Below are 12,226 nucleotides of genomic sequence, written 5' to 3'. Positions count from 1 at the left end.
CATTGTCCGGCAATGATTCACCCGTCCTGACGGAGGACCGCGGGCCGATCCGGACTATCACCCTGAACCGGCCGCAGCGGCGCAATGCCATCGATCTGTCGCTGCGCTACGCACTGGCCGAACGGCTCGAGGAGGCCATGGCCGACCCGAGTGTGCGGGTGATCGTGCTAACCGGCGCGGGTGCGGGATTCTGCGCGGGCGGCGATATTTCGACCATGCGCCGCATGGACCAGGCGGAGGCCCGCCCGCGCGCCGAGGCCGCGCAACGGGTGGTGCGCGCGATCTGGCAGGGCGGCAAACCGGTCATCGCAGCGGTCGAGGGCGCGGCGTTCGGCGCCGGTGTGTCTTTGGCCTTGGCATGCGATCGGGTCGTCGCTGCGGCGGACGCCGTTTTCAGCACCGCGTTCACCGGTGTCGGCTTGGCCGGGGACATGGGCATTTTCGCCTCGCTGCCTGCGCGTGTCGGCATGGCCAAGGCCCGCGAACTCATGCTGCTGCCCACCCGGCTCACCGGTACCGAGGCAGTCGAAATCCGACTAGCCGACGCGGTCGTGGCTCCGGGCACCGCCTTGGAGTCGGCGCTCGCCGAGGCCGAGCGCATGGCCATCGCGCCGCCGCTGGCGGTCGCCGCGCTGAAGGAGATGTTCGTGCGCTGGCCGCGCGATCCGATGACGGTGCTGGACAACGAAGTCGACAACCAAGTGAAGCTGTTCGACTCCGAAGATTTCGCCGAGGGTGTCTCGGCGTTTCATGAGAAGAGAACTCCCGTATTTCGCGGGGAATAGCGGAAGCGCATGCCTATGACAGCCGTGGCTGAACGCAACCTCAGTGAGTCCTATTGGGTGGCCGACGACAGTGTGCCGCTCTCGGACCACACTGTCGGTTCGCTCCTGGCCGATCGAGCCCAGAACCATTCCACAACAGTCGCTTTGGTCGGAACCCCGCACGGCGGTTCTGAGCTCCGCCGCCTCACATACGGTGAGCTCTACGACGAGGCGAGGCGAGTTGCGGCCGCTTTGACCGAACTCACTGAGCCGGGCGAGTTCGTGGCTCTGTGGGCGCCGAACGTCATCGAGTGGCCCGTTATCGAATTCGGCGCCGCGTTGGCGGGCCGGGTGCTCGTGGCGCTCAACCCTGCATTCCGCGAAGGCGAGCTGGTCTACACACTCGAGCATTCCGGAGCAACCGTGCTCATCCACGCCGACGAATACCGCGGCTACGACATGGCGACGGTTGCCGCGGCGGCAGTCGATCGAGTACCGGGCGTCCGGGAGCGGATCAGCCTGGCAGACACCACACGCTGGAAGTCGGGCACGCGGGACTTCGTCTCGCCGGACATCGATCCCGGCGATCCGGCGATGCTGCAGTACACCTCGGGCACGACAGGGAATCCGAAAGGCGTTCTGCTGCGGCATCGTTCGCTGGTCAATGTCGCGAGGATGACGATGGCCGCTGCCGAGCTCTCGGATGGAGCGGTGTTCGTGAACCCGTTGCCGATGTTCCACACCGCCGCCTGTGTGATCGCCACCCTTGGACCTGTCTGGATGGCCGGCACGACTGTGCTGGTGGAGACCTTCGTCCCTAGCAAGGTGCTCGAGCTGGTCGTCGCCGAGAACGCCGGCGTGCTGTTCTTCGTGCCCACGATCCTCGGCGCCTTGCTGGAAACCACCCGCGGAAACGAGTCTGCCGCACCGAAAATCGGCAGCATCGTCGGCGGTGCGGCGAATGTTCCGCAGGTGATGATCGAGGGCGCGGCGCGGGTTTTCGGTGCGGCGGTACACAATCTTTTCGGTCAAACCGAACTTGCCCCGGTGATCACCCTTACCCGCAAGAGCGACTCGATCGCCGACCAACGCAGCACGGTGGGCCGCCCCATTCCGCAAGTCGAGGTGAAGATCGCCGGTTCGGACGGCGGCGGGGTGGCTGCGTTGGGCGTGATCGGTGAGATCTGCGCCCGCGGCTATCAGCAGATGATCGAGTACTACCGCGACCCGACCGCGACCGCGGCGGCAGTGGACGACGAAAGCTGGCTGCACACCGGCGATCTCGGAATGATGGACGAACGCGGATTCGTCACCGTCACCGGACGGCTCAAGGACATGATCATCAGCGGCGGCGAGAACATCGCCCCGGCGGAGGTGGAATCTCGCCTGCTCGAACATGATTCGGTCCAGCAGGCAGCAGTCATCGGCATCCCGCACGAGAAGTGGGGCGAGACCGTGGCCGCCGTGCTCGTAGTGCGTGGTGAGCGGCCGGAGGATCTGGTCGCGTCGGTCAAAGACCAGCTCAGCGATACCCTCGCGCCGTTCAAGACGCCGCGACGCTGGTTCGTCACCGACACCCTTCCCGTCACCCCCTCGGGCAAGGTTCAGAAATACCGACTCCGCGAGGCGATTCTCGACGGTGCAGTCGATGAGATCGGGTGAAATGTCATGAGTAACACTGATTTCGACGTTCGAAGGAAGAGGCTGGCGGAGCGGTTCCCGAACTGGCAACCGCGGTCGCTGGGGGACTGGCTGCACCGTTGCGCCGATGAGTTCGGTGAACGCCCCTTGGTCATCACCGACGAACGCACGCTGACCTACCGAGAGACCGCAGACCTTGCGACCAGCCTCGCCGATGGACTGGCCATGCTGGGTATCCGCCCGGGAGATCACGTCGGGGTACTGATGGCGAACTATCCGGAGTTCGTGCCGGTGAAGTTCGCCATCGCTCTCGCGGGTGCGGTAGCGGTGCCGTTGAATTTCCTGTACCGCGCAGAGGAACTCGCCTATGTGCTCGGCCAGTCCGAATGCCGAGCTCTCATCACTATGACCGGTTTCGCGGGACTGGACTACCTCGGGATGCTCGACGAGGTCGTACCGGCATGGGAATCGTTCGACCGCGACAAGTCGCGACTTCCCGAGCTGCACAGGGTTATTCAGCTTCCCACCGACGGACGCGAGCGCGCCGGAGTGCTCACCGTAGACGAACTGGCCATGGTCGGCGCCCGGCACCGCGGGGCGACCGCCGAGGTTCGAGTGGACCCGACGGCGGTAGGCGACATCCTCTACACCTCCGGCACCACCGGATCGCCCAAGGGGGTCCTCATCACCCATGACGCGGTCCTGCGCACCGGATACGCCTCCGCGCTCACCCGCGCCTTCGACGACGGTCGCCGGATCCTGTTCTCGTTGCCGTGCTACCACATGTTCGGCTACGTCGAGGGCTTGATCGCGGCCATGATGGTCGGTGGCGCGGTGATCATGTTGCCCGCCTTCGACGCCACGAAGTACCTCGCCGGAATCGAGCGGCATCGCGCCGACGACATTCTGTGCGTCCCCACGATGACAGTCGCGCTGCTGGAACATCCGGACCGGCAGCGCTATGACCTGTCATCGTTGTCGGCGGTGCTGTCGGGCGCCGCGCCGGCCCCGGTTTGGCTGTGGGAGCGGGTCCGCGCCGAATTGGGTGCGGCCGAGATCGTCACCGGCTACGGCATGACCGAATGCGGCGGCGCGATGACCCTGACCCGGCCCGAGGACTCGCTGGAACTCACCGCGACCACTGCCGGTCGGCCGAAATCCGCCGGAGCAGCCGGAATCGATGACGGGGCGCTGGTGCGATATCGCACCGTCGACCCGGTCACCGGTGTGCCATTACCTGAAGGCGAAGAGGGCGAACTGGTTTCGCACGGCCCGACCAGCATGCTCGGATTCTGGGGCAAGCCGGAGGAAACCGCCAAGGGACTCCGCGACGGCTGGGTGTTCTCCGGTGATCTGGGGCGGGTGCGTCCGGACAGCTATCTGGAGATCACCGGGCGCAGCAAGGAACTCTACAAGAGCGGCGGCGAACTGGTGATGCCCAAGGAGATCGAGGAACTGCTGACCGCCCGCGCGGAGATCAGCCAGGCGTATCTGGTCGGTGTACCCGACGAGCGGTGGGGTGACGCGGGCTGTGCGTGCATCGTGCGCGCACCCGACGCCGAGATATCCGCCGAGCAGGTGATCGAGATCTGCAAGGCGAATCTGGCCCGGTTCAAGGTTCCCAAACACGTCGTCTTCCTCACGGCAGCGGAACTGCCCACCACCCCGACGGGGAAGGTGCAGAAGTTCCGTCTCGTGAGCTACGCGAAAGCACGATTGGAGCAACAGAAATGACGGTCACGACACCTCCGGACGCCGCGCGCGAACCGGGCGATCATTCGATCTGCGATCCGGACGCGGCCTGCGAAACCGGCCCGGTCGCGAAACAAGCACCGCGAGTCGACTATTCGAGTCTCATTCAGCCAGAGCGGGTACACGGCTCGCTCTACACCGATCCGTCCGTGTTCGCCGACGAGCTGGAACGCATCTGGTACGGCGGCTGGGTTTTCGTCGGCCACGAATCCGAGGTGCCGCAGCCGAATGACTACGTGCGCAAGAACATCGGGCCGCAGGACATCATCATGACCCGCGACCGCGCCGGGGACGTGCACCTGGTTACCAACCGGTGCGCGCACCGCGGCAACCTGGTGTGCGACGAGCCACGCGGTAACTCCAGCTCCTTCCGCTGCCCGTATCACGGCTGGACCTACAGCAATACCGGTGACTTGCTCGGCTATCCCTACAACAAGGGTTATGGCGGCAAGGGCAAACTGAACCTCGGCCTGGGTGTGGTGCCGCGCGTGGAGAGCTATCACGGCTTCGTGTTCGGTAGCTTCAATCCCGACGTCCCGCCACTGCTGGAGCATCTGGGTGCGGCCGCCGGTGAAATCGATCGACTGGCCCGGCTCTCACCCACCGGCAAGGTACGCCTCGACAACGGCTGGCTCAGGCACCGCACGCGCGCCAACTGGAAGTTGTTGGCGGAGAACGAAACCGACGGCTACCACCCGCAGTTCGTGCACGGCTCCATCTTCTCGGTAACCGGCTCCACCATCGGCCCGCTCTACAGCGACGCCTCCACTGCGGTCACCCGCGCGCTCGGCAACGGGCACAGCGAGAACGATCTGCGGCCTGAGTTCCGTAAGTTCGCCGAGCCCATGCGCTGGTTCGGCACCACCGCGGACCGGGTGCCGGAGTATGTGGCGAAGATGCGGGAGGTACACGGCGAAGCGGCCGAGGAGATCATGATCGAGGGTGCGCCGCACGTCATGATCTTCCCGAACCTGTTCATCGCCGAGATTCAGGTGTTCAACATCCAACCGCTGTCGGCGCACGAGTGCATCCAGTTCTCCACTTCGGTGCAGTTGGACGGTGCGGATGAGCTGAACAAGCGGATGCTGTCGCAGTCCATCGGTTCGGTCGGCCCGGCCGGGATGCTGCTGGCCGACGACACCGAGATGTACGAACGCAATCAGGTCGGGGTCGCACAGTTGCTGCCCGAATGGCTCGACCTGCGGCGCGGGCTGGATCGGGAATCGTTGGACGACAACGGTTTCCGCATCGGCGGCGCGACCGACGAGACCGCCATGCGGGCGTTCTGGCAGCACTACAAGACGCTGATGGAGGCGAAATGAATTCGGTATCGCGAAGCGATTCAATGAGGGGTGGTGGCCGGGTGACGGGTGGGCCTGCCCTAATCGATATCGACCTGCGCGAGCTCGAGCAGTTCATCTACCGCGAGGCCCGCTTCGCCGACGAACATGACTACGACTCGTGGGAGGCGCTGTGGACCGACGACGCCCTGTACTGGGTGCCCGTCGACGGCGGCAGGTACGACCCGGAGCGGCACGTGTCGATCATGTACGACAACCGCCGCCGCATTTCCACCCGCCTGCAACAGCTGCGCACCGGCAAGCGGTACGCGCAGTCGCCGCCGTCGAATCTGCGCCGCACGATCTCGAATGTCGAACTGCTCAGCGTCGAGGGCGATGAAATCAGTGTGGGCGCGAATTTCGTTCTCTACGAGTCGAAACCGCGCGGGATTCACACCTGGGCGGGCCGCTACACCTACGTGCTGCGGCGGGTTAATGGTGAGCTGAAGCTGGTCCGCAAGACCGTGGTACTTGTCAACAGCGCGGAAGCCGTGCCCAGCATGGGCTTTCTGATCTGAGGGGTCGGCAGATGGACAGGCCAGGATCGGATCGCGGCGCCAGCCATGAATTCGGCGTCGTGCACAGTGAATTCGCTCAGCTGCGGGTCGGCATCGACGAGACGGCGAACGGTCCACGGTTGCGGCTGGAGGACTTGAAGTCCGGCCGCGTCCGTCTTCTGGACGCCCTCGAACTGGAGACGATCGTGTGGCTGGCCGAGGGGCACATGGAACGTCTGCTCGACCCGTCTGCCGATCGCTGGCAGGAGGACTGATATGCCGGATGCCATGCCGCCACGAGCGGTTTCCGTACCGAACCTCGATTTCCGCGACTGCGTCCGTCCCGGCGACTTCGTGGTGTGGGGTCAGTCGTGCGCGGAACCTGTGACGCTGACCGAGCGTCTGCTCGCCGAGCGGGCGGACCTCGGTGGCATCACCTGCTTCATCGGCATCCCCGCGGGCGAGACGGTGAAACCGGAGCATGCCGACCATATTCGGTTCGTCAGCTACTGCGGTACGGGCAGCAATCGGGCGCTGGCCGCGGCCGGGGCGCTCGAGGTGTACCCCGGCCACTACTCGACCCTGCCGGAGTTCGTCTCGCGTGCCGACGTGGTGTTGGTGCAGTGTGCACCGCCGGACGCGCGCGGGTGCTACAGCCTCGGGTTGGCCGACGACTACCTCACCGCCGCCATCGACAGCGCGCGGGTGGTGGTCGCCGAAGTGAACGATCAGGTGCCCGTTACGTCCGGCGCCCGGCATCTGACCGACCGTGACATCGACATCGTTATCCGAACCTCACGCCCGGTGGCGGAGAGTCCTGCCGCCCCACCAACACCTGAGACGACGGGCATCGGCGCGTATGTCGCGAGCATCGTGCCCGACGGCGCCACATTGCAGTTCGGGATAGGTTCGGTGCCCGAGGCGGTGCTCGGCGCGCTCGGTGCGCGCAACGACCTCGGCATCCACTCCGGCATTCTCACCGATGCAGCGGTCGAACTGATTGATAAGGGCGTGGTGACCAATGCCCGTAAGACCACCGACCGCGGCGTTTCCGTTGCGGCGGTGCTGATAGGCACGCGGCGATTGTTCGAGCACGCGCACCGCAACCCCGCGGTCTCGCTGCGGCCGATCACCTACACCCACGATCCCGAACGCCTCGCGGCGCAACATCGTTTCGTAGCGATCAACTCGGCCATCGAGGTCGATCTGACCGGGCAGATCAATGCCGAGGTCGCCGGCGGCCGGTACGTCGGTGCGGTCGGCGGCGGCGGGGAATTCCTGCGCGCCGCGGCGCGGTCGAACGGCGGTCTGCCGATCATCGCCCTGCCGTCCACCGCGGGCTCGCGCAGCCGGATCGTGGACCGGCTGTCCGGGCCGGTCAGCATCGCACGCAGTGATGCGGGCATCGTGGTCACCGAATTCGGCATCGCCGACCTGCGCGGTCTACCGCTGTCCGAGCGGCGCGAACGGATGCTCGCCATCGCCCACCCCGACCAGCGTGATGTCCTGCGCGCGATGGCGAGTAACTGGTGATCTAGCCGGAAACGCGGAGTCGTCCGAAAACTACAGCGACACAGTAATACTCAGCATCGAGGTGGAATCATGAAGAGAGCGGCGATCGTCAGTCCGCTGCGCACCCCCGTCGGAATCTTCGGCGGCACACTGCGCCCCGTCCCCGCCGAAGACCTGGCCGCCCACATCATCAAGGCGGTCGTCGAGCGCTCCGGCATCGATCCGGCGTGCATCGACGATGTCTCGTTCGCTCAGTCCTACACCAATTCCGAAGCACCCTGCATCGGTCGCTGGGCCGCACTAGCGGCGGGCCTGCCCATCGAGGTGCCCGGCTTCCAGACCGACCGCCGCTGCGGCGGCGGCCTGCAAGCTGTTGTGACCGCCGCGATGATGGTGCAGACCGGGGCAGCCGACGTGGTGCTCGCGGGTGGCGTCGAGAGCATGAGCAATATCGAGTACTACACCCAGGACATGCGCTGGGGCGCACGGTCGGGCAATGTCGCCTTCTACGACCGCCTCGACCGTGGTCGGGAACGCTCCCAACCGGTCGAGCGCTTCGGTCACATCAGCGGCATGATCGAGACCGCCGAGAACCTGGCCCAGCGGTATTCCATCACCCGCGAGGCTGCCGACGAATTTGCCGCCCGCAGTCATGAAAAGGCTGCCGCTGCTTGGGAATCCGGGAAGTTCGCCGACGAGATGGTGTCGATCTCGGTGGCGCAGCGCAAAGGCGACTCGATCGAGTTCGGTCGCGACGAAGGCATTCGCGCCGACTCGACGCCGGAATCCCTCGGGCGGCTTCGCGCGATCATGCGCGACGGCACCGTGACCGCGGGGAACTCGAGTCAGCAGAACGATGCCGCGGCGGCCTGCCTGGTCGTCGCCGAGGACAAGCTCGACGAACTCGGACTCGAACCTCTCGGATTCCTCGTCGGCTGGACGGCTGTGGGCTGCGAACCCGCCGAGATGGGCATCGGTCCGGTGCCCGCCGTGGCGAAACTCTTCCAACGCACCGGGCGCACCTTCGACGATATCGATCTCGTCGAACTCAACGAAGCCTTCGCAGTCCAGGTGCTTGCGGTGCTGAAGGGCTGGGGTTTCGACGACCACGATCGGCTCAACGTCAACGGCTCGGGCATCTCACTCGGCCACCCCATCGGCGCCACCGGCGTTCGCATCCTCACCACTCTGCTGCACGAATTACGCAGGCGCGGTGGACGATACGCCCTGGAGTCGATGTGCATCGGCGGCGGCCAGGGCATGGCGGCACTGTTCGAGGCACCCTGATGACCAACTACGGAATCACCTCCTACGGCACCTACCTGCCCGCCCACCGGGTATCACTCGCCGATATCGGAGCGACCCTGAACATCAACGCGGGCAAGGGAGTTCGGGTCGCAGCCGCCTTCGACGAGGACAGCACCACAATGGGCGTCGCGGCCGCCGCAGCCGCGCTCACCCCCGGTGCTGCACCCAGCGGGCTGTATTTCGCGACCACCACACCGGCCTACGCCGACAAGGCGAACGCGACAGCCATCCACGCGGCACTCGGTCTTCCCGCCGATATCTTCGCCGCGGATCTGGCCGGTTCCGCCCGCAGCGGCATCGCCGCGCTGCTCGCGGCCGCGAGCGCCGGCGGGCTCGCGGTGTTGGCCGATATGCGCATCGGCCGCCCCGGATCCGCCGATGAGCGCGGCGGTGGCGACGGCGCCGCGGCGTTCGTCTTCGGGACCGACCCGATCGCCGAAATCATTGCCAGATCCGCACTGACCACCGAATTCCTCGACCGATGGCGCGATCCGCGGGCGGCGACGGGGGAGCAGTGGGAGGAGCGTTTCGGCATCGAGCGGTACCTGCCGCTAGTGCGCCGCGCGGCTGCCGACGCTCTGGCCGATGCAGGGATCGACGAGACGGATCGCGTCGTTCTGGTCTCACCCAATCTCACGCTCGCCAAACGTGCCGCAAAGATCGTGGCGGGGAAACTGTCCACCCGAAACTCGCCCATCGGCCATGCGGGCACCGCCGACGTCGGGCTTGCCTTGGCGGTCGCGTTGGACCAGGCCGAGCCGGGGGAGACGGTGCTCGTGATCTCCGCGGCCGATGGTTGCGACGCCCTCGTGCTTCGCGCCACTGAGCGCATACTGCAGGCACGACAGCCGATTCCGCTCGCAACGCAACTCGAGCAGGGTGCACCGGTGCCCTACACGACCTACCTGAACTGGCGTGGCCTCCTCGACCGGGAACCGCCGCGTCGCCCGGAACCCGATCGGGTGGCCGCGCCGCCGTCGGCCCGTGCCGCCCGCTGGAAGTTCGCGTTCACCGGCAGTATCTGCGGTTCCTGTGGGCTAATGCATCTGCCGCCGGGCCGAATCTGTAAGCGCTGCGCCGCGATCGACGCCATGACCGAGGTGTCCATGGCTCATCGCGAGGGCACGGTCACGACTTTCACCGTCGACCGGCTCGCCTACTCACCCGCCCCGCCCGTCGTGGAGGCAGTCGTCGACTTCGACGACGGTGGGCGCTACGCACTCGAGGTCGCCGACAGTACAGCGGACCGGCTGGCCGTCGGCTCCCGCGTGCGCACCACCTTCCGCCGCCTGCACAGCGCCGAGGGTGTGCACAACTACTTCTGGAAGGCGCAACTGCTATGAGCAGCAACGGAATCCGCGACAAAGTCGCCATCGTCGCCATGGGCTGCACCCGGTTCGGCGAGCGCTGGGAAAGCTCCGCCGACGACCTACTGGTCGAGGCCATGGCGGACTGTTTCGACGGCAACCCGACACTCGACCGCGCCGATATCGACGCCTATTGGCTCGGCACACTTGGTACCGGGCAGAGCGGCCTGACTGCCAGCAAGCCGCTCGGCCTGCAAAACACACCGGTCACCCGGGTGGAGAACTATTGCGCAAGCGGCTCCGAAGCCTTCCGCAACGCCTGCTACGCCGTCGCGTCGGGCGCCTACGACCGCGTCGTCGCCATCGGTGTGGAAAAGCTCAAGGACTCGGGCTTCTCCGGTCTGCTGCGCGGCGACCCGCCCAGCGATGGCACGGCCTCGGAGCTGTCCTTGACCGCACCGGCCGCCTTCTCGCTGCTGGATCCGGCATATTGCGGCAAGTACGGCGTGGATCCCGCCCTCATGCGAGAGGCGATGACGCACGTTGCCTGGAAGAATCACCACAACGGCGCGCTGAACCCCAAGGCGCAGTTTCGATCCGAGGTCGCGAAGCAGAAGATCGCCGGTGCCCCGCTGGTTGCGGGACGCCTTGGCATCTTCGACTGCTCCGGTGTCTCCGACGGTGCGGCCTGCGCGGTGATCGTCCGAGCCGAGGACGCCCTGAACTACACCGACACACCCCTGTATGTAAAAGGGCTCTCGCTCATTGCCGGACCGGGCCGCGGGGCGGTTGATCCGGACTACGATTTCACGACCTTTCCCGAGGTGGTGGCCAGCGCGAAGGATGCTTACACCCAGGCCGGAATCATCGACCCCCGATCCGAGATCTCCTTCGCCGAGGTCCACGACTGCTTCACGCCCACCGAGCTCGTCCTCATGGAGGATCTCGGCTTCGCCGATCGCGGACAGGCATGGAAAGACAGTGTGGCAGGAGATTTCGACCTGAATGGCCGCCTGCCGGTCAATCCGGATGGCGGCCTCAAATCCTTCGGCCACCCGGTCGGTGCCAGTGGCCTGCGCATGCTTTACGAATGCTGGCTGCAATTCCGCGGCGAGGCAGGTGAACGTCAGATCGCGAATCCGCGGATGGCCCTGACCCACAACCTCGGCGGCCGTCCGGGCGCTTGCGTCTCCTTTGTCTCCGTTGTCGGCACTGAGCTGGGCTGAAGCGGCAACCGAAACCTCCACACCGGCCGGGTTCCGCTGCGTGGGGCTTGACCAAAGTCTATTTCCTAATTTACATTAAATTCGAAAAGGAGGTGCGACGTTGATCTCGTACCAGGTGGTCGACGACATCGCCTACGTCAGGCTGGATCGACCCGAAGCGCGCAATGCCCTCGACAAGGCGGCGGGGGAGGCGCTGCTCGAGGCGGCGACCAGGATCTCCAATGACAACGGGCTACGGGCGGTATTGATCACCGGGAACGGTCCGGTGTTCAGCGTCGGCGGTGACATCGGCGCGTTCTCCGACGGAGCCGCGGACCTGCCGGACACACTCACCGGGATGGCGCTGCTCATGCACGAGGCGATCCGGTTGCTGGCTCGGGTGAGCGTGCCGATCGTCACGGCCGTGCACGGCGCGTGCGCGGGTGGGGCGCTGGGGTTCCTGTATCCGGCCGATATCACGATCGCCGCCATCGGGACGAAGTTCGCCACCGGTTTCGGGCGTATCGGTATTACCGCTGACTCCGGAAACACCTGGTATCTGCCGAAATTCATCGGTATCCGGCGGGCGAGTGAAATGCTGTTCGAAGACCGGGTCATCGACGCCGATACCGCGGTCGACTGGGGTCTGATCAATCGTGTCGTCCCCGCTGACCAGCTCGCGGCCGAAGCCGAGGCGACGGTACGCAGGCTCGCCGCGGGCGCCACCCGCGGCTACGGCGAGATGCGCAGGCTGCTGCACAACTCCTGGAACACCACCCTCGACCACGCGCTGTCGGAGGAGACGGCGGCCCTGCGTCGCATCGCCCACACGGCCGATGCGACCGGCGCCATCGGGAGCTTCCTCGCCAAACAACAGCCGACCTTCACCGGAAAGTGAGA

The 12,226-nt window shown here is 65.9% G+C and carries 11 protein-coding genes; all 11 read left to right on the top strand.

All coding sequences use genetic code 11. The annotated features are described in order from the left end of the window. Nucleotides 1-2 precede the first annotated feature (2 nt). Nucleotides 3-785, top strand: a complete 783-nt coding sequence (locus ACQP2U_RS22940) for an enoyl-CoA hydratase/isomerase family protein (protein ID WP_433709367.1) — start codon at nucleotides 3-5, stop codon at nucleotides 783-785. Nucleotides 786-800: 15 nt separating this feature from the next. After that, nucleotides 801-2,426, top strand: coding sequence for a class I adenylate-forming enzyme family protein (locus ACQP2U_RS22935; protein ID WP_433709366.1), 1,626 nt, complete (start codon nucleotides 801-803; stop codon nucleotides 2,424-2,426). Nucleotides 2,427-2,432: 6 nt separating this feature from the next. Further along, nucleotides 2,433-4,139: an AMP-binding protein gene (locus tag ACQP2U_RS22930; RefSeq protein ID WP_433709365.1), complete on the top strand. Its 1,707-nt coding sequence runs from the start codon at nucleotides 2,433-2,435 to the stop codon at nucleotides 4,137-4,139. Next, on the top strand, nucleotides 4,136-5,479 hold the full coding sequence (locus tag ACQP2U_RS22925; RefSeq protein WP_433709364.1) for an aromatic ring-hydroxylating oxygenase subunit alpha: 1,344 nt from the start codon (nucleotides 4,136-4,138) through the stop codon (nucleotides 5,477-5,479). Before ACQP2U_RS22930 ends, ACQP2U_RS22925 begins: the two co-directional genes overlap by 4 nt. Nucleotides 5,480-5,520: 41 nt before the next feature. Beyond that, nucleotides 5,521-6,015: an aromatic-ring-hydroxylating dioxygenase subunit beta gene (locus tag ACQP2U_RS22920; RefSeq protein ID WP_433709363.1), complete on the top strand. Its 495-nt coding sequence runs from the start codon at nucleotides 5,521-5,523 to the stop codon at nucleotides 6,013-6,015. Between the two features lie 11 nt (nucleotides 6,016-6,026). Continuing rightward, nucleotides 6,027-6,269, top strand: coding sequence for a hypothetical protein (locus tag ACQP2U_RS22915; RefSeq protein WP_433709362.1), 243 nt, complete (start codon nucleotides 6,027-6,029; stop codon nucleotides 6,267-6,269). Between the two features lies 1 nt (nucleotide 6,270). Further along, nucleotides 6,271-7,527 carry an acetyl-CoA hydrolase/transferase family protein gene (locus ACQP2U_RS22910; protein ID WP_433709361.1) on the top strand — a complete coding sequence of 419 codons (1,257 nt, stop codon included), beginning with the start codon at nucleotides 6,271-6,273 and terminating at the stop codon, nucleotides 7,525-7,527. Nucleotides 7,528-7,596: 69 nt separating this feature from the next. Further along, nucleotides 7,597-8,793 (top strand): acetyl-CoA C-acetyltransferase, encoded by a 1,197-nt coding sequence (locus tag ACQP2U_RS22905; protein WP_433709360.1) that lies wholly within the window; start codon nucleotides 7,597-7,599, stop codon nucleotides 8,791-8,793. After that, nucleotides 8,793-10,157: an OB-fold domain-containing protein gene (locus ACQP2U_RS22900; RefSeq protein WP_433709359.1), complete on the top strand. Its 1,365-nt coding sequence runs from the start codon at nucleotides 8,793-8,795 to the stop codon at nucleotides 10,155-10,157. Before ACQP2U_RS22905 ends, ACQP2U_RS22900 begins: the two co-directional genes overlap by 1 nt. After that, on the top strand, nucleotides 10,154-11,347 hold the full coding sequence (locus ACQP2U_RS22895) for an acetyl-CoA acetyltransferase (protein ID WP_433709358.1): 1,194 nt from the start codon (nucleotides 10,154-10,156) through the stop codon (nucleotides 11,345-11,347). The genes ACQP2U_RS22900 and ACQP2U_RS22895 overlap by 4 nt, the downstream gene beginning before the upstream one ends. A 100-nt stretch (nucleotides 11,348-11,447) precedes the next feature. Further along, on the top strand, nucleotides 11,448-12,224 hold the full coding sequence (locus tag ACQP2U_RS22890; protein ID WP_433709357.1) for an enoyl-CoA hydratase/isomerase family protein: 777 nt from the start codon (nucleotides 11,448-11,450) through the stop codon (nucleotides 12,222-12,224). The last annotated feature ends 2 nt before the right edge of the window (nucleotides 12,225-12,226 follow it).

Origin of the sequence: Nocardia sp. CA-084685 (genome assembly GCF_050955785.1) — a bacterium.
In the GTDB taxonomy this organism is placed as follows: domain Bacteria; phylum Actinomycetota; class Actinomycetes; order Mycobacteriales; family Mycobacteriaceae; genus Nocardia.
The sequence above is the reverse complement of the archived record's forward strand: the minus strand, read 5'-3'. Positions and strand labels throughout refer to the sequence as shown.

Bases quoted from the DNA above. Each gene is read 5' to 3' on its own strand.
- ACQP2U_RS22900 (WP_433709359.1), top strand. From the start codon at position 8,793: ATGACCAACTACGGAATCACCTCCTACGGCACCTACCTGCCCGCCCAC.
- ACQP2U_RS22895 (WP_433709358.1), top strand. From the start codon at position 10,154: ATGAGCAGCAACGGAATCCGCGACAAAGTCGCCATCGTCGCCATGGGC.
- ACQP2U_RS22910 (WP_433709361.1), top strand. From the start codon at position 6,271: ATGCCGGATGCCATGCCGCCACGAGCGGTTTCCGTACCGAACCTCGAT.
- ACQP2U_RS22915 (WP_433709362.1), top strand. From the start codon at position 6,027: ATGGACAGGCCAGGATCGGATCGCGGCGCCAGCCATGAATTCGGCGTC.
- ACQP2U_RS22930 (WP_433709365.1), top strand. From the start codon at position 2,433: ATGAGTAACACTGATTTCGACGTTCGAAGGAAGAGGCTGGCGGAGCGG.
- ACQP2U_RS22935 (WP_433709366.1), top strand. From the start codon at position 801: ATGACAGCCGTGGCTGAACGCAACCTCAGTGAGTCCTATTGGGTGGCC.
- ACQP2U_RS22925 (WP_433709364.1), top strand. From the start codon at position 4,136: ATGACGGTCACGACACCTCCGGACGCCGCGCGCGAACCGGGCGATCAT.
- ACQP2U_RS22905 (WP_433709360.1), top strand. From the start codon at position 7,597: ATGAAGAGAGCGGCGATCGTCAGTCCGCTGCGCACCCCCGTCGGAATC.